Raw genomic sequence first — 16,258 nt, forward strand, 5'->3', positions numbered from 1 at the left:
ATGTGATCAGTTGACGCGGCGGGCGGCGCCCGCCCAGAAGGGTTCGCGTACGGCCTTGCGGTCGAGCTTGCCGTTGCGGTTGTGGGGCAGCTCGGGCACGAAGTCGACCGAGCGGGGCTTCTTGAAGCGGTCAAGGCGACCGGCGCAGAAGGCGATCAGGTCGTCGGCCGTTGCGGTCGCACCGGCGTGGGTGACGACAACCGCCTTGACGGCCTCTCCCCACTGCTCGTCGGGCACGCCGACCACACAGGCTTCCTGCACCGCGGGGTGTTCGTACAGGGCGGCCTCGACCTCGGTGCAGTAGATGTTGAAGCCGCCCGAGATGATCATGTCCTTCTTGCGGTCGACCAGGAAGAGGTAGCCGTCCTCCCGCATCCAGGCCAGGTCGCCGGTGTGCACCCAGCCGTCGCGGAAGGTCTCCGCGGACAGCTCGGGCTCCTGCCAGTACTCCCGTACGCAGTCCGGGCCGCGCACGATGACCTCGCCGACCTCGCGCGGTCCCAGTTCCCGGCCCCCCTCGTCGACGACGCGTATCTCGGTGTCGTACGACGCGCGGCCGCAGGACTGGAGCAGTTCCGGGTCCTCCTTCACCGCCCGGGCGATCTCCTCGCTGCTCAGGCCCGCGACCACGCTGGTGGTCTCGCCGAGCCCGTAGCCCTGGGCGACGACCGGGCCGAAGAACTCCACGGCGTCGCGCAGGCGCTGGGGTGAGATGGGCGCGCCGCCGATGCGCACGCTCGCCAGTGAGGACAGGTCGAAGCCGCTGGCGTCGGGGTGGGCGAGGACCGTGTTGAGCATGGCCGGCACCAGGAAGGTGGCGGTGATGCGTTCCTTCTCGACCGTCTCCAGGAAGCTCTGCGGGCTCCAGCTCGGCAGGACGTAGGTCGTGGAGCCGCCGAACACGCCAGCGAGCAGGCCCATGCCGGTGGCGTGGGTGATGGGGCCGCACGCGAGGTAGCGGGTGCCGGGGCGGGGGCGGGACTCGTCGGCCATCAGCTGTTTGCGCATGTTGGCGAGGCGGTTGCCGGCCGTCTGCACGGCGGCCTTGAGGGCGCCGGTGGAGCCGGAGGTGAAGTTCAGGACGCAGGGGGCGTCCTCGCCGACTTCGACGCGGACGGGTGCCTCGTCCCCTTCTGCCAGCAGGTCGCTGTAGGAGACCTCACCCGGCTGTGCGCCGTCGAGGCAGACTGGCAGGCATCCGGTACCCGCTGAGGCGATTGCGGCGAGGGCGTCCTCGCGGTGGGCGGCGTCGTAGATGAGGACGCGTACGGGGGCGTAACGCAGGATGTGCTCGATCTCGCCGCGGCCGAGGCGGGCGTTGATGGGCGCGCGGGTCAGCCCGGCCTGGTACAGGGCGAATTCGATCTCCACCAGCTCACCGCGGTTCCACGCGAGGGAGGCCACGGCGTCGCCGGGGCGCAGGCCCCGGGCGGCCAGGGCAGAGGCCAGGCGGTTGGCAGCCCGTTCCAGGTCGGTGAAGGTCCAGGAGTGGTCCCCGCAGACGAGGGCGGGGGCCTGGGGCCAGTAGCGAGCGCTGCGCGACAGATAGATGCCGAGGTTCATGAGGGCCTACTCAGTAGATGACGTCCATGGACGCGTCCGTAGATTTACATACCGCTCAGTTCCAGACAGCTTGTTCATTAACTTCTAGCATGTCAAGAGTCTCCTAGACTGAGCGCGTACGCAGCGCGACGACCGTGCGCGACGATGAGGAGGGGTGCATGGCGGAGGACAGGCGGACCAGACGCTCACGCCGGGTCCTGGGGGCGGCCCTGGTGGAGCTCGTTCTGGAGCAGGGCTTCACCGCGCTGACGGTGGAGGACATCACCGAGCGCGCGGATGTGGCACGCGCGACCTTCTACGCACACTTCCGGGACAAGGAGGACCTGTTCGCGCGCGTGACCGCGGACCTGCTCGCCGAGCTGTCCGAGCGTCTGGCGCCCGCGGTCGCCGACAGCGCGATCGGCTTCACCGGCAAGCCGGTGCTGGAGATGCTGCGGCACGCGCGCGAGGAGCGCGATCTGTACCGGATCGTGCTGCGCGGCGAGGGCGACGGCAAGCCGCTGCAGATGTTCGTGGACGCCTGCGCCCGGGCCACGGCCGAGGAGTTCCGCGCCCGCGCCGAGCGCAACGCCGTCCAGCCGCGCATCGACCCCGAGCTGCTGGCCCGGGTGTGGGTCGGGGAGCAGATCGCGGTGCTGCGCTGGTGGGTCGAGCAGGACACGCCGACCCTGCCGGCCGAGGAGGTCGTTCGCATGCTCCTCGACCTCGCGATGCACGGCCGCTACTGGGCCAGCGGCTTTGAGCCACCGGCCTGAACTGCCCACCTGCCGCCGTTCAGCCCATCGGACTCAGTCGCTGTGAGTCCCTCTCGGGCCGGATCGCGGTCAGGGCGACCAGCCCGCAGACCACCATCACGGCGGCGGACAGCAGGAACGCATGGGTGTATCCAGTGCCCTGCGAGGGAGCCGAGTCCAGCAGGCGTCCGGTCAGGTACGGCGCGATCAGGCCGGGCAGGGTTCCGGTTGCGGCGACGATGCCGAACACCGCTCCGCGCTGCGTGGGCGGCACGACGGCGGCCGTCGTCATGTAGTGCAGCGGGAGGGCGATGGCGTGCGCGCCGAACGCCACCGCGAGCAGCACCAGAAGCAGCACCCGGGCGTCGGCGAAGGGGAAGGCCGCCATGGCCAGCCCGGCGACCGCGACCGCGACCCCCTGCGGCGCACCGCTCGACCAACGGCTCGACACCCCACGCCGCTTCAGCGAGTCCACCAGCGGCGACACAGCCAGCAGCAGCACAAAGCAGAACGCCGAGACACCGCTGATGAGCGTCGCCGCCCGGCCCGGTGACATGCCGAGCTGAGTGCGCAGGTAGGCGGGCAGCCACGCCTGACTCAGAGCCAGGGCCCAGGAGGCGCCGAAGGCCCCCGAGATGCTCCCCAGCACCGTCCCGTTCAGCAGCAGCCCTCGGTACGGCAGCCGGGTCGCCACTCCGGTGTCGGACCTGGCGCCCTGCGCGGAGTGCGCGGACTCGTGGCCGTACGGTCCGTCGTGCCCCGTCCTCCACCACAGCAGGCTCCACACCACGCTGGCCGCGGCGAGCGCCGCGAAGGCCGAGCGCCATCCGAACGCGCTGATCAGCCAGGTCACGACCGGCGCGGCGATCAGCGTGCCCAGCGCCGCGCCACTGATTTGCAACGCCGACGGCAGGCCCCGCCGGTCCTCCGGGAACCACTTGTACAGCGCGTGCATCGACATGGGTGCGGCCGGCCCCTCGGCCACACCCAGCAGGACCCGCCCCGCAACGAGCGCCGGCACCGACGCCACGAAGAGCACCGGCAGCTGCGCCACCGCCCACACGGCGGCCAGAGTGACCAGGAGCACTCGGCTGGAGACCCGCGCGGAGACGAACCCGACGAGCAGTCCGGAGAGGCTGAACAGCAGGGCGAAGGAGCTGGAGATCAGGCCGTAGGTGCTGTTGCTGATGTGCAGCTCGTCCATGATCGGCACGGCCGCGAGGCCCAGGACGGACTTGTCCGCGTAGTTGACCAGCATGAACGCCACGATCAGCGCGGCTATCAGCCAGGCGCGCCGACGATCGGCCCGAGGATCCGATGGCGGCCCGGCGGCGTCCGGGCGGGGGGCGGTTCGGGGCTGCGGCTCGACCATCGGGCACTCCTGCGGCTCTGGAGTATTGAAATGGAAGTATGTTCCCGTACAAGCTGTCTGTTAGCGATCGATTGATTTGGCAACCTAGGCGCCAGGTCACGCCAGGTCAACGCCTCGAACAACAACGCGCTGGGAAACACCTGGCGCGAAGGAGTGAGTCATGCCCGAGACAGCCCCGCTGAGTGATCTGCTGTGGACCCGCGGCTACACGGATCCCGCCTGGATCCGCCGCTTCACGTCCCAGGGCCGTGAACTCTCCCCCAGCCGACGGGTGTGGCGAGGCTCGGCGCCCGTCCGTCACCTGCCGCGCAGTGAGGCCGACCTCGACTCCCTCGACCTCGTCACCACCGACGCGGGCGCGCTCAAGCTTCCCGACCTGTTCGCCGCGGCCCAGACGGACGCGTTCCTGGTGATGCACCGTGGCCAGGTCGTCTACGAGCGCTACCTGCACGGCGCCGACGCGCACACCCCCCACTTCAACGCCTCGGCGGCCAAGTCCTACCTCGGCCTCGCCGCGGCGACGCTCGCCTACCAGGGGCTGCTGGACCGTACGGCCCCGGCCTGCGCCTACGTCCCCGAACTCGCCGGGACGGCCTTCGGCGATGCCCGGGTCCAGGACCTGCTCCACATGGGGACCCAGGTGAGCTACGCCAGCCGCGGCTTCGACAAGGCGATCGAGGCCCAGCGCTACTACGCGGTCATCGCCCCGCAGTTGCGGCCGTTCGGCTACAGCGGTCCGACCAGCATCCGCGAGCACCTGCTGACCGCCCGCGCCACGGGGGCCCCGGGAGAGGAGTTCCGCTACGAGAACGGCAATGTCGAGACGCTGGCCGAAGTCCTCCGCCGCGTCACGAGCCTGTCCACCTCGGCCCTGCTCAGCGACATGCTGTGGGCCAAGATCGGTGCGGAGGAGGACGCGTACTACATCCTGGACGGCGACGGTGTCGAAGCCGCATGCGGAGGCTTCAGCGCGACGGCACGCGATGTGGCCCGGCTCGGTGAGATGCTGCGCTGCGGAGGGGCGGTCGCGGGCCAGCAGGTGGTCCCGCAGCAAGTGGCCGGCACGATCGCCAGCGGCGTGCCCGAGGGCTACCCCCGCCGGGTCCGCTTCCCGGCCGCACCCCCCGACTCACCGACCACGCTCTCCTACCACGACCTGTGGTGGATCCTGAACGACCCCTACGACTCCTACATGGCCAGCGGCATCCACGGGCAGCGGCTCTTCGTCTCGCCGGGCCTGGACCTCGTGGTCGTCCACTTCGGCTCACAGGTCATCTCATCCGCGGTGCCACCGGTCCCGCTGGTCCAGGCGTTCGTGCGAATCGGCGTCCACCTCAACGCGTAAAGCGGGCGCCGAAAACAGCGGAGTCCGTGACCGGGTGACGGTCACGGACTCCGGTCGGCTCGGCACCGGCCGCTCTCTCAGCGCGGATCCTCCTGGAAGGCCCGGCCGACCACGGTGTGGGATCGGTTGACACGCGGTGACCGGCACTGTGCGGCTGCACCGCGGGGAGCCCGGACAGGGGCCGGAAAGGGCAGCCCGTCTCGGCAACCAGAGCCGAACACCGACTGGTCTACCCATGCGCGCGTTTTCAGCATGGACCAGTTCGGGAAAGCCTGTCACCTGGTGGCGGCCCGGATGGGCCAGGCTTCGCCTGCTCTCCGAGGGCGAAGCGATCCCGGCTGGTCGACTGCGGGGCTTGCGCCCACAGCCGACCTACTGGAAAGCCATTACTCAGAACCATTGGATGACGGCCACCGGCAGGGCACGTGGGGTGTTTGCTCCCTACCGGCGCTGTCGGATCTGCTGCTCAGCAGGTATCGCCCCTGCCGCTCCGGGCTGGGCATTGCGGCTCCGCTGGGTGGGGAATGAGGCCGCGAAGGTGGAGCGTCGGCGGGCGGCTTCGGCGCGGCGGTTGGGGGCCGGGTTTCGGCCAGTGTGCTGAATACGGGTGATGAGGACGCGGGCGGGTTGGCGGGCGGTGGTCAGCTCGCGTTGGGCGGCGGCCTCCTTGAGGAGCTGGTGGGCTTGGTGGCCGTGGGCTTCGGCGTCGGAGAGGACAGTGGCGAGTGCCGGCCAGGCCGGGTCGGCGAGGATCCGTTCGGCGTGGTCGGGGACGGCTGCCCGCACGTCGTTCGCGAGAACACGGTGGGCCTGATCCTTCGGCAGCCGGGCTGCTAGTTCGGCGAGCGTCGGGGCAAGGGCTCGGTCCGCGGCTGTCTGGAGGTGCTGAACGGCTTGGCGGGCTGCGTCGGCCTGGTGGGCGTGGTTCTTCGCCTCGTGCCAGCGTCCGGCGACGATGGCGGCCCAGACGAGGGCTGCGAGCAAGGCGGCGAGCGCGCTTCCGTCGGGGCCGGTGGCGGTGTGGACGATGTCGCGTGCCGCGCTGCGCAGGGCGTCGGCTGCTCGGTCTTCGGCGCGGATCCGGGAGCGCTGGGCTCGGCCGAACGCCTTGGAGGCGGCCTGGAGTTCTGTGCGCAGGTGGTCGGGGGCCTTCTGGGCGGTGGCTTCGAGCAGTTCGCCGAGGGCGGCGATATGAGCCTGGGCGTGTGTGTCGTCGGCGAGGTCGGCGTGGAGGGTGTCGAGCGCGTCGGTGGCCTGGTGCCAGGGGGTGCTGGGGCGGTTGCGGCGGGCGGTGGGGTGCTCTTCGGGCTGGCCTGATTCGAGGCGCTCCTTGATCTTGGGCAGGGAGAGGTCGGGAGCGATCTTCCCCCCGGGGTGGAAGATCTGCTCCTTGTTGTCGTTGAGGTCGCCGGGGCGGCCGGCGGCGTAACCGAGGAGGTCTCCTGACGGGCCGCGCTTGACTTTGACCTCGATGCCGTCGGCTTCCAGGTAGGCGATGAATTCCTCGGCGTTGGTCACGTGGGGGATGGCGGCGCGGATGCGGTCCTGGAGCCACTCGGGGCTGGGCTGTTCCCAGCCGAGGCGTTCGGCCTTGTGCATCTCGGCCTGGGTGGGTCGGCGGGCGTCGGTGCGGTCGCCCTTCTTCAGGCGGCGCAGCCCGTAGTCCTTCTCGATCTCGCGGCAGGCGTCGCCGACGCGGAGGCCGCTGTCGTGGAGTTTGGGGCGGCGGCCGTCCTCGCGGACGGTGGTGGCGAGGATGTGGATGTGGTCGTCGGCGTGGCGCACGGCGATCCAGCGGCAGGCCAGGTCGTCACCGGCCGGGGCAATGCCGGCCGCCTCGACGATGCGCCGGGCGATCTCGCCCCACTCGGCGTCGGAGAGGTAGCGGTCCTCGGGTGCGGCACGCACGGGGCAGTGCCAGACGTGGTCCGTGACCTTCTTGCCGAACTCGCTGTTCCGGAGCCGAACGGGCGCATCGAGGTAGCGGGTGAGTTCGGTGAGGGTGGCGTCCTCGTCGCGGCCGGGGTCGGGCATGCCGAGCATGGCGAATCCCGCCACAATATGCGGGTCGAGGTGCTCGTCGTGACGGCCGGGGCCGTAGAGGTAGGCGAGCAGGCCGCGGGTGTTGGCCCCTGCCCGTTTGATGGCGGCGATCATGCGGCTGCCTCCGTCTCCGGCTCAGCGGGCTGGCGCAGGGCCTCGGCGATCAGCTCCAGCAGCTGCTGGAGTTCGGTCAGGCGCTGGCGGATGTCGGGTGGGGTCTGGTCGCTGTTGAGGGCGCGGGCGATCTGGTTGACGTTGACGCCGATCCGGTTGAGCTGGCGCAGGACCTGGGCGCGAAAGATATGTGTTCGGCGCCTGTCCTCGGACAAGGGGAGATTGGCGGTGAACCGTCCGGTGATGAAGGCCATAACCACGTCGGCCGCGAACCCGGAGTCTCCCTTGTAGCCGTGCTCGGCTGCGACGTCTTGGAGGCGGGCACGCTCCTCATCAAGGAAACGCAGGGGGCCGACGCGTGCATCACGCTTTTCGCCGGTGAAGCGGCGGATCGTCGGCTGGACGCTCTTCACAGAAGACTCGCCGACGGCGGCAGCGTCTTCACATACGGGGCGGAGGATCTCGCGCTGGACGGTGTGGAGCGTGTCCAGGTCAGGGCCGCCCTCGGCCACGGCCTCCTGGTCCTGCGCCCCCTGGCGCTGGGCCGTCTCCGCCACCCCCGGGGCGGAGACCCCCGAAGACCGGCCCCGAGTCGGACTCGGGGTACTACTGGCTCCGCCAGGGGCACCCCGTCCGAACGCGCGCCTCAAACGGCCTATCAGCGTAGGGGACTTAGCCTGGGCCAGTGGCTCGTCCGCAGGGTGGCCAGTGCGGGGCAGTGGTGACGTCACAGGAGGTTCTCCGAAAAGGGGCGCAATGCGCATGCGGGTCGTAGGAGAGGGGTGGCCGGCACTGGTGGCCAGCGCGCGGTCCACAGGTTGTGGATGAGCGGGCGACGTGACTGGCTGGCCGGGGTGACCGGAAGGGTTCCGGTCACCCCGTAGGTGTTCCGGTCAGTTGCCGTCCGGACCGGTTTCGGCGGTGGCTTCGATCTCGGGCCGCAGGACGCTCATCACGTCGGTCTGCCGCTCGCTGCTGATCGTCAGCCCCTTGTCCTTGACGGCCTTCCGGAGGAGGGACCGGGTGAGCGTGCCGTGCTCGGCGAGGGCGATCCGGCCGATCTCCACGAGTTCCTCAAGCGTGGCGCCGGGCGGACGGCCGCCACGTGGCCTGCTTTCCGTACGCTCGGAAGGTGGTTCCGGCGGCTGGGCAGGTACGGCGGGCGCCTGCGCGGGCTCGGCGGCCTTGGCGGGGGCACTGACCGGTGGTTCCGGCACCTGGACCGGCGAGGGATCCAGATGGCCTGCGGGCTGGTCGACGAGCTGGTGAATCTGGCGCATCAGGACGCCGAAGGCCAGCAGCGCGGCGGTCGGCGGAACCGCGGCGACCACGTAGTCGAGCAGCGGCACGGTGCTCGCACTGCCCGTGCCGTTGACTCCGGCCACGTTGAGCGCGATGGAGCCGAGCGATCCGGTGGCCGTGAGGGCGATTGCCCACTTGTCGGTCGCCCTGCGCAGGCCCGCGCGGAGCATGAGCAATTCGCCCGCGATGATGAAGGCGTCCAGAGTGGCCGGCCAGGCCCAACGGCGGGTGGGAGAGCTGCGCAGCCCGTGCTGTCCGGCGACCTCGGCGAGGTGCGCGTACGACAGCCAGAATCCGCTGATGGTGAGGGCGACGATGACGACTCCGGCCGCACCGAGCGTGTACCGCTCGATGTCCTGCTTGGTCATCGACAGCCGTCCTTCGTCGGGCCGGTGCCCCCGACTCATGGGGGTGGGGAGGGTCAAGCGGGGTGCTCCTGAAGGTTTGGCGGTGTGATCCGTCTTGCCGTCTTGTCCGTTGCAAGCCCAGGTCAGGGCCGGTACGGCAGGGGCCTTGATCTGCCGTACCGGCGGCATCCGGGTGCTTTCTGGCGTGTGCAGTGGGCGGCCTCACGGCGAGCGGTCGGCCGGTTGGGGCTCGGCGTATCCCCTGCGGGCCGGGACGGCACCGTTACGTTGTGCCGTCCCGGCAGACAGGGATTTGACCTGCGGTGATACGGCGGGGACGTGCGGGACGGCACGAGACGGATCCGGGCGGCGTACTCACGGCGGTCGGCGATCACCATGATCGCGGTGCCGTCTTGCCCCCGGTTGCCGTCTTGCCTGCACGCCTTTTGACCTGCGAGATCACGGCAGGGACGGCAGGTACGGGCACCCGGGGGTGTGGGGGTTCAGTCCGCGGCGGGGGCAGCAGGCGCGGCGTTCACTGAGTGAACGGTGGGGCAGTACCGCCGCCAGGCATCGAGGAACTTGTTGCGCATGTAGCCCTTGCGCTGAGTTCCGTCGGCGAGGCGGACGTTGCCGGGCCTGATGTCGAACTCCCGGAGCATCGCTGCCAGGTCCTTGGCGTTCAGCCCGTTGCGTCCCCACTCCGCCCAGGGGCTCTCGGCATCCTGGCGGAGCTGGTGGAGTAGTTCGTCCGTGGTGAGGCTGTCGGTCTCGCGCTGGGCTACGAATACCCTGCGGATGTCGGCGAGGATCCGGGCTCCGCCGGGCCGGTCCTCCTCTGCCTCGACCTCAGCGGCGACCATCCGTGCACACGCCTCTCGGGCGCGCCGGGGCCAGGATCCGGCGGCCAGGTCCGCGATGATGATCAACGGCTCCCAGGTGTCCGCAGCCCGGTCCTCCACCGGCATGTCCGGCTCCAGATCCGCCGCCTCGTCCAGCAGCGGCCTTGCCCATGCAGCGATCCGGTCGCGCAGGTCGTGCAGGGCGGGGATGTCGCGTCGGGAGCGGAAGGGCTTGACGCGCTCACCCTCCGCCCGGCGGCGCATACGGATCACCACAGCTCGATCCATGATCGTGTCGGGCAGGTCACCGATCCCCGCGAGCGCCGCCATGGCGAAGGTGGCGAACCGGTGCGGGGTGTGGTCGTTGCCGACCACCCGTGTGACGTAGCGGTTGCGCTGGTGGCCGGCGTTGAGCAGGCCGCGCATCTCCTCGTTCTTCTCCGCCATCTTCGGCGTACCGAAGATGGTGTCCGCCTCGTCCACCAGGAGCGTGGGCGGCTCCTCGGTGATCGACCGGAACACCGCCGCCGGGGTGGTGTTGATGGTGAGCATCGGCTCGTGGACCGTCTCGGTCAGCACGTCCAGCAGTCGCGACTTGCCGCACCGCTTGGCCGGTCCCACCACTGCCAGACGCGGCGCGTGCTGCCAAGCGGGCTGCAGATGAGTCGCCGCCACCCACAGCGTCACCGCGTCCAGCGTCTCCGGCGAGGGCAGGATCACGAACTTCGCTATCTGCGCACGCAGTTCGTCCAGCAGCGCCGACCCGGCGGTCGGCTCCGGATCCGGTGCCGGTGTCTCGGCCACCTCGGCCGACGCGGCGTGTTCGGGTTCGCCCTGGTGGGGCTTGCCCGGCACGGCGACCGGCGGCCAAGCGGCGGCTGCGGGGGCGGAATAGGGCGCGAGGTTCTCAGGTTGCACTGGGCGGCTCCTCTTCTGCGGCGCCGGGCATGCAGGCCCGACGGCGCGGATCGTTCGTTGAATGCGGGCGACGGGGATTCCCGAGCCTCCGGCGTTGCCGCGCCGGAGGCTCGCCGTGTTCCGAGTCGGAACACGCGCTCTGTCCCTTCTCGGGACACGCGGTCTGCTCCCCGAGGGAACACGGACAGTACGTCCGCCCCCGGCAACAGTCCAGCGTTTCTGTGTCAGCTCAGCGCAGAACCGTCTGCTACGCTCCCCGGTCTTCACGCCGCCAGCCCGAGCAACTCCCACAGATCTGCGGTCACCACCCGGTAGGCATTGCCCAACCGCAGCACCTTGCACGGGTAGGCGCCCCGCTTCGCCAACTCATACCCCTTGCTCCGACCGAGCCCCAGCGCTCGATTGCTCGTATCCAGGTCAACAGCCACAGGAAGGGCGAGCACCTCTTCCCGGCTCATCCCCTTCACGCCCTTCGAGTCTGCGGCCGTCGCGTCGTCGCGCATGCAGCGCGCTCCTTTCCATGCAGCCCTCGGCGAACGCGGTCATCACATCCGTCTCCAGGCGTCCACAAACCAGGATGACGAAGCTACTGTGTCTATATGACACAGCACGGTTCCCATGATGGAAGCGACGAGGACGACGTCCCCGAGTGGGCGGACCGGATCAAGGCCAACGTGGCCGGTGAAGTCCGGCGCAGGAGGAAGGAGATGGGATGGAGCGCGCAGGACCTGGCGGACCGGTGCGAGGAACTCGGGCATCCCATCCCGCGCAACGTGATCGCCAACATGGAGTCCGGCCGCCGGGCCAACCTGCCCCTCGTGGACGTCATGGTCCTGGCCGCGGCCCTGGAGACGTACCCGGTCTGCCTGATCTTCCCGGTCGGCTACGTCGAGGAGACCCAGGAACTCCCGTTCCAGCACCTCGTGCCCACCTGGGACGCCCTGCGCCGCTTCACCTGTGAGGAGGACGTGCCCGGCTACGACGCCGGCCTGGTCCCCGACTTCGAGCTTCACGCCAGCCTTGTCCGCACCGCTCTCGCCGCGCTCGAAGAGGAAGAACGGGCGCGGTTCGCGGCCAAGACAGCCACCAGCCGCGCCGAGAAGGAAGAGGCCGAGCGCCAGCGGGCCAAGTACGCCGACCAGGCCATCTCCGCCAAGTACAGGCTCCGTCACCTCCGCCGCGACCTCCGCGAGGAGGAAGCCACCCCACCCGACCTGCCGCCCGCGCTGGGTGACGTCGACCCGCCCGAGCCCGATACCAAAACCACCCCGGAGGAACGCCTTTGAAGGGCTCCACCTACCGCCGCTGCTCCTGCCGCGACCCGAAGACCGGCAAGGAACTCGGCTCCTCGTGCCCCAAGCGCAAGGGCCGCAAGCACGGTTACTACTCCATACGCCAGGAGCTGCCACCCCGTGAGAACGGGGCCCGCCGCTCCTTCAGCCGCGCCGGCTATGAGTCCCTGAAGGACGCTCAGGCTGACCTGGACCACGTCCGCTCCCTACTCGCCCTGGCGGACAAGGACGACGCCGACAGCCTCCAGCGCCTCGTCGCCATGCTGGAGGAGGTCGCAGCCGAGAAGGCCCCGCTGCCAGCCATTGAGGAGACCCGACGCCGCCTCAGGGCGGGCCTGGCCCTTCGCGGCAGCCTCACCGTCGGCGAGTGGCTGGACCAGTGGTTCGCCGCCAAGAAGCGCCGCAAGACCACGCTCAACGGCTACGCCTCCCACATCCGCGTCCACCTGAAGCCGCGCATCGGCCATGTACGCCTCGACCGGCTCAACGTCGGCCACCTCGTGGAGATGTTCGACGCGATCGCCGACGAGAACGAGGTGATCGCGGCCGAGAACGCAGCCCGCCGCGAGCAGATCGCCCGCTGTAAGCCGAGCAAGCCCGGACGTCCAGTGGGAGCCGAGCGAAAGCTACTCGCGGGCGAACGGGCCAAGCTGGCGGAGATGAAGCCGTTCCGGAAGATCACCGGCCCGGCCACCCGGCAGGCGATCCGTCGCACCTTGCGCGCGGCACTGAACTCCGCGATCGCCCAGCAGCTCATCACCTTCAACCCGGCCTCCCACGTCGAGTTGGAGTCCGGCCGGCGCCCTAAGCCGCTCCTCTGGACCGATGAACGGGTATGGCGCTGGCGCGAGACAGGCGAAATCCCTGGCCCGGTCATGGTGTGGACCCCGCAGCAGTTCGGCGTCTTCCTCGATGCCGCCGAGAGCGACCGCCTGTACGCGGCTTTCCATCTGATGGGCACCCGCGGCCTCCGTCGCGGCGAGGCGGTCGGCCAGGACTGGCACGAGGTCGATCTCGGCGCCGGCCTCATCACCCCCGCCAAGGAGATCGTGGTCGACGGCTGGGACCCCTACGAGTCAGAGCCGAAAACGGACGGCAGCGCCAACACCATCGCGCTCGACAGCATGAACATCGCCGTGCTGCGCGAACACAAGGCCCGTCAGGACAAGGAACGCGCGGCCTGGGGCAGCGCCTGGCAGGACACGGGCAAGGTTTTCACGAAGGAGGACGGCTCCTGGCTCCACCCTGAGACCGTCTCGGAGACCTTCCGCCGCATCCTCGCCACGACCGACCTGCCGCCTATCACCCTGCGGGACCTGCGCCACGTGGCCGCGACGCTCACGCACGGAGGCGGTGGCGACATCCACACGGTGAAGGAGACGCTCCGGCACTCCACCATCACGCTGACCTCGGACACGTACACAAGCCTGCTCCCCGAGCTGGACCGCGAGATCGCCGAGAAAGCAGCGAAGTTGGTCCCCCGGTCTCGTCCGGCAGCTGCCGAACCGTCCGCCTAGGCACCGGCCGATCCGCAGGACACAGGCGCATCCGCTCACGCATCGCTCACGCAAGAGCCCGAAAACGAAGCAGCGCCCGAGCCGACCGAAGCCAACCCGGGCGCTGCATAGCAGGTCAGAGGGCGCTCCCCCCGCCTACAACCCGTAGGCCCTGTGGGACTCGAACCCACAACCAATGGATTAAAAGTCCACTGCTCTGCCAATTGAGCTAAGGGCCCTGGCGATGTTGCCTCCCCGAGCATAGCCCCAGGAGGCCGGGACGCCGATCGGGTACCGCTGACCCGGCCACCCCAACGGTGGAGATCCGGCTCACGGCCCTCCGGCCGATCCAGCCGCACGACGGACTCCGGGCAGGAACGCGGAAGGGCCCGCACGACCGAAGTCGTACGGACCCTTCCCGATCCTGGCCTGTCCCGGTGACCGGGTGTCAGCCGTTGCGCTTCCAGCGCGGCTTGTCCTCGCGGCGGCCGAACGAGCCCGTGCCGCGGTGGTCGTCACGACGGCCGTAGGGGCGGTCGTGGGAGCCGGAGCGGAAGCCGGGGCGGTCGCCCTGGCGGTCACGGTTGAACGGGCGGTCGCTGCCGCGGTGGCCGCCGCGGTCGTCGCGGCGGTCACGGTCGCGGTCGAAGGGGCGACGGTCGCGGTCACCGTCACGACGGAAACCACCACGGTCGTCACGCCGCTCGAACGAACGCCCACCACGCTCACCGTCACGACGGTCACGGTCGAACGGACGACGGTCACGGTCACCGTCACGACGGAAACCACCACGGTCATCGCGGCGCTCGAACGAACGCCCACCACGCTCACCGTCACGACGGTCACGGTCGAAGGAACGACGGTCACGGTCACGGTCGCCGAAACCACGGTCCCGGTCACGGTCGCGGTCGAAGGGGCGACGGTCACGGTCGCCGTCACGGCGGAAACCACCACGGTCGTCACGCCGCTCGAACGAACGCCCACCACGCTCACCGTCACGACGGTCACGGTCGAAGGGGCGGCGGTCGCGGTCACCGTCACGACGGAAACCACCACGGTCATCGCGGCGCTCACGACGCTCGTACGACGGCGCACCGGCCGTACGCTCCTCGGTCCGCTGGACCCGCTCGGCGTCCTGCGCGGTCGGCTGGCCCGGCACGAAGACCTCGGCGGCCTCCGGCGTCCCGGCGGCAGCCGGGCTCTCCTGGGCCTCGGTCACCGCCGCCGCGGCGGCCTGGACCGCAGCCTCGGGGTCCTCGCCCCGCTCGCGAGCGGAGCGGGCGACCAGCCGGTCGGCCTCGTCGCGCAGCTCGGCCGCACGCCGCGTGGCGCGCTCCAACTGCTTGGTGAGGTGGGCGACTTCGCGCTCGGCCTGCTCCGCGGCGTTACCGGCGGCCTCGGCCTGGACCTCGGTCATGGACCGGGCACCGGTGATCTCGGCGACCTCCGGGTCGAAGGCGGCACCGCCCTGGATGATGTGGCGCGAGGCGTCGACGCCCGCGTCCTCCATCAGCCGGAAGATCTGGCGCCGCTGGTGCGGCAGCGCGAGCGACACGACCGTGCCGGTACGGCCCGCGCGAGCCGTACGACCGGCGCGGTGCAGGTAGTCCTTGTGGTCCCCGGCGGGGTCCACGTTGAGCACGAGGTCGATCCCGTCGACGTGGATACCGCGGGCCGCGACGTCCGTGGCGACGAGCACGTTCACGTACCCGTCCTTGAAGTCGGCCAGCGTCCGGGTGCGCGCGCCCTGGGTCATGCCGCCGTGCAGCGCGTCCGCCTTGGCACCGGCGTCGCGGAGCTGCTCGGCGACACGGTCGGCACCGAGCTGCGTACGCACGAAGATGATGGTGCGGCCCTTGCGGGAGGCGATGGCCGCGGTGACCGGGGCCTTGTCCTTCGGCTTCACGACGAGGATGTGGTGCGACATGGTCGTCACGGCGCCCTGGGCGGCGTCGACCTCGTGGCTCACCGGCTCGTTCAGGTAGCGGTCGACGAGCGTCTGGATCTCGTTCTCCATGGTCGCGGAGAAGAGCATGCGCTGGCCGCCGGCCGGCACCTGGTCGAGCAGCTCGGTGACCTCGGGCAGGAAGCCCAGGTCGGACATCTGGTCGGCCTCGTCGAGCACCGCGATCTGCACGTTCTCGAGGGAGCAGGCGCCGCGGTTGATGATGTCGCGCAGTCGGCCGGGCGTGGCGACCAGGATGTCCACGCCGCGCTCGAGGGCGTAGATCTGGTTGCCCATGGAGGTGCCGCCGCAGACGACCTTCATCTTCAGCCCGACGACGTCGCCGTAGGGCTGAAGCGCGTCGGCGACCTGCATGGCCAGCTCACGGGTCGGCGTGAGGATGATGGCGCGCGGCTTCTTCTTCTCGGTGCGCCCACCGGCCAGGGTGGCCAGGGTCGGCAGACCGAAGGAGAGCGTCTTGCCCGATCCGGTCCGGCCGCGGCCGAGGATGTCCTTGCCGAGCAGGGCGTCCGGGATGGTCGCGGCCTGGATCGGGAAGGGCGCGGTGACGCCGTTCTGCGCGAGCTTGCGGACGACGCCCTCGGGCAGGCCGAGGTCGGCGAAGGTGATCTCGGGGGCGGTGGACTGGTCCTCGCCCTCCCCGTTCTCGGGCAGGACGATGTGTTCAGTGCTGGAAACAGACATGCGAAATGCGAACCTTCCGGAGTTCACGGCACGCGCCCAAACTCCGTGAATTCGCAATCGACCGCCTCAATGCGGTCCGGCCACGGCAAGGGAGAGTACGCGCCACACGCGGCGCGTCATGATGGCGCCGGGCAAATGGGATCAAACGATCTGCCACCATACGCACCCGAGCCCGGCGAACGCAAACCGATTCCGGCGCTCCCCGGGTGAGCCTCACCACACGGCTCACCACACAGCCGT

Annotated in this window: 12 protein-coding genes and 1 tRNA gene; 4 read left to right on the forward strand and 9 right to left on the reverse strand. The window is 70.1% G+C overall.

Annotation, left to right across the window (positions count from 1 at the left end; translation table 11 throughout):
* Nucleotides 1-6 precede the first annotated feature (6 nt).
* On the reverse strand, nucleotides 7-1,563 hold the full coding sequence (locus ACZ60T_RS19420) for a class I adenylate-forming enzyme family protein (RefSeq protein WP_469666999.1): 1,557 nt from the start codon (nucleotides 1,561-1,563) through the stop codon (nucleotides 7-9).
* A gap of 158 nt (nucleotides 1,564-1,721) precedes the next feature.
* On the opposite strand from ACZ60T_RS19420, the gene ACZ60T_RS19425 reads away from it, so the two are divergent.
* The gene (locus tag ACZ60T_RS19425) at nucleotides 1,722-2,318 is read left to right on the forward strand and encodes a TetR/AcrR family transcriptional regulator (RefSeq protein ID WP_469667000.1); all 597 of its coding nucleotides are present in this window, start codon (nucleotides 1,722-1,724) and stop codon (nucleotides 2,316-2,318) included.
* Between the two features lie 19 nt (nucleotides 2,319-2,337).
* Here the strand turns inward: ACZ60T_RS19425 and ACZ60T_RS19430 are convergent, their stop codons facing one another.
* Entirely contained in the window at nucleotides 2,338-3,669 is a 1,332-nt protein-coding gene (locus ACZ60T_RS19430; RefSeq protein WP_469667001.1) for an MFS transporter, read from the reverse strand.
* Nucleotides 3,670-3,829: 160 nt separating this feature from the next.
* Between ACZ60T_RS19430 and ACZ60T_RS19435 the strand changes: the two genes are divergently transcribed.
* Nucleotides 3,830-5,014 carry a serine hydrolase domain-containing protein gene (locus ACZ60T_RS19435; RefSeq protein WP_469667002.1) on the forward strand — a complete coding sequence of 395 codons (1,185 nt, stop codon included), beginning with the start codon at nucleotides 3,830-3,832 and terminating at the stop codon, nucleotides 5,012-5,014.
* A 441-nt stretch (nucleotides 5,015-5,455) separates the two neighbouring features.
* Here ACZ60T_RS19435 and ACZ60T_RS19440 read toward each other — a convergent pair whose 3' ends face one another.
* The 5 genes from ACZ60T_RS19440 to ACZ60T_RS19460 all read right to left on the reverse strand — a co-directional run bounded on the left by ACZ60T_RS19440 (nucleotide 5,456) and on the right by ACZ60T_RS19460 (nucleotide 11,083).
* A complete protein-coding gene (locus ACZ60T_RS19440) occupies nucleotides 5,456-7,171 on the reverse strand; it encodes a relaxase/mobilization nuclease domain-containing protein (RefSeq protein WP_469667003.1) in 1,716 nt (571 codons plus the stop codon).
* Nucleotides 7,168-7,728, reverse strand: a complete 561-nt coding sequence (locus ACZ60T_RS19445) for a MobC family plasmid mobilization relaxosome protein (protein ID WP_469667004.1) — start codon at nucleotides 7,726-7,728, stop codon at nucleotides 7,168-7,170. Before ACZ60T_RS19445 ends, ACZ60T_RS19440 begins: the two co-directional genes overlap by 4 nt.
* A gap of 336 nt (nucleotides 7,729-8,064) precedes the next feature.
* Entirely contained in the window at nucleotides 8,065-8,841 is a 777-nt protein-coding gene (locus ACZ60T_RS19450; RefSeq protein WP_469667005.1) for a DUF2637 domain-containing protein, read from the reverse strand.
* Nucleotides 8,842-9,323: 482 nt separating this feature from the next.
* Nucleotides 9,324-10,580, reverse strand: coding sequence for a DUF3631 domain-containing protein (locus ACZ60T_RS19455; RefSeq protein WP_469667006.1), 1,257 nt, complete (start codon nucleotides 10,578-10,580; stop codon nucleotides 9,324-9,326).
* 263 nt (nucleotides 10,581-10,843) lie between these two features.
* Nucleotides 10,844-11,083, reverse strand: a complete 240-nt coding sequence (locus tag ACZ60T_RS19460; protein WP_360063471.1) for a hypothetical protein — start codon at nucleotides 11,081-11,083, stop codon at nucleotides 10,844-10,846.
* Between the two features lie 96 nt (nucleotides 11,084-11,179).
* Between ACZ60T_RS19460 and ACZ60T_RS19465 the strand changes: the two genes are divergently transcribed.
* Nucleotides 11,180-11,866, forward strand: a complete 687-nt coding sequence (locus tag ACZ60T_RS19465; RefSeq protein ID WP_469667007.1) for a helix-turn-helix domain-containing protein — start codon at nucleotides 11,180-11,182, stop codon at nucleotides 11,864-11,866.
* A complete protein-coding gene (locus ACZ60T_RS19470) occupies nucleotides 11,863-13,389 on the forward strand; it encodes a site-specific integrase (protein ID WP_469667008.1) in 1,527 nt (508 codons plus the stop codon). Before ACZ60T_RS19465 ends, ACZ60T_RS19470 begins: the two co-directional genes overlap by 4 nt.
* Nucleotides 13,390-13,534: 145 nt before the next feature.
* Here ACZ60T_RS19470 and ACZ60T_RS19475 read toward each other — a convergent pair.
* Nucleotides 13,535-13,607, reverse strand: a tRNA-Lys gene (locus tag ACZ60T_RS19475).
* Nucleotides 13,608-13,816: 209 nt separating this feature from the next.
* The gene (locus ACZ60T_RS19480) at nucleotides 13,817-16,018 is read right to left on the reverse strand and encodes a DEAD/DEAH box helicase (protein ID WP_469667009.1); all 2,202 of its coding nucleotides are present in this window, start codon (nucleotides 16,016-16,018) and stop codon (nucleotides 13,817-13,819) included.
* Nucleotides 16,019-16,258: the final 240 nt, after the last annotated feature.

The organism is Streptomyces sp. NPDC104371, assembly GCF_055583785.1.

Bases quoted from the DNA above. Each gene is read 5' to 3' on its own strand.
- ACZ60T_RS19420 (WP_469666999.1), bottom strand. From the start codon at position 1,563: ATGAACCTCGGCATCTATCTGTCGCGCAGCGCTCGCTACTGGCCCCAG.
- ACZ60T_RS19460 (WP_360063471.1), bottom strand. From the start codon at position 11,083: ATGCGCGACGACGCGACGGCCGCAGACTCGAAGGGCGTGAAGGGGATG.
- ACZ60T_RS19465 (WP_469667007.1), top strand. From the start codon at position 11,180: ATGACACAGCACGGTTCCCATGATGGAAGCGACGAGGACGACGTCCCC.
- ACZ60T_RS19480 (WP_469667009.1), bottom strand. From the start codon at position 16,018: ATGTCTGTTTCCAGCACTGAACACATCGTCCTGCCCGAGAACGGGGAG.
- ACZ60T_RS19450 (WP_469667005.1), bottom strand. From the start codon at position 8,841: ATGACCAAGCAGGACATCGAGCGGTACACGCTCGGTGCGGCCGGAGTC.
- ACZ60T_RS19425 (WP_469667000.1), top strand. From the start codon at position 1,722: ATGGCGGAGGACAGGCGGACCAGACGCTCACGCCGGGTCCTGGGGGCG.
- ACZ60T_RS19430 (WP_469667001.1), bottom strand. From the start codon at position 3,669: ATGGTCGAGCCGCAGCCCCGAACCGCCCCCCGCCCGGACGCCGCCGGG.
- ACZ60T_RS19440 (WP_469667003.1), bottom strand. From the start codon at position 7,171: ATGATCGCCGCCATCAAACGGGCAGGGGCCAACACCCGCGGCCTGCTC.
- ACZ60T_RS19435 (WP_469667002.1), top strand. From the start codon at position 3,830: ATGCCCGAGACAGCCCCGCTGAGTGATCTGCTGTGGACCCGCGGCTAC.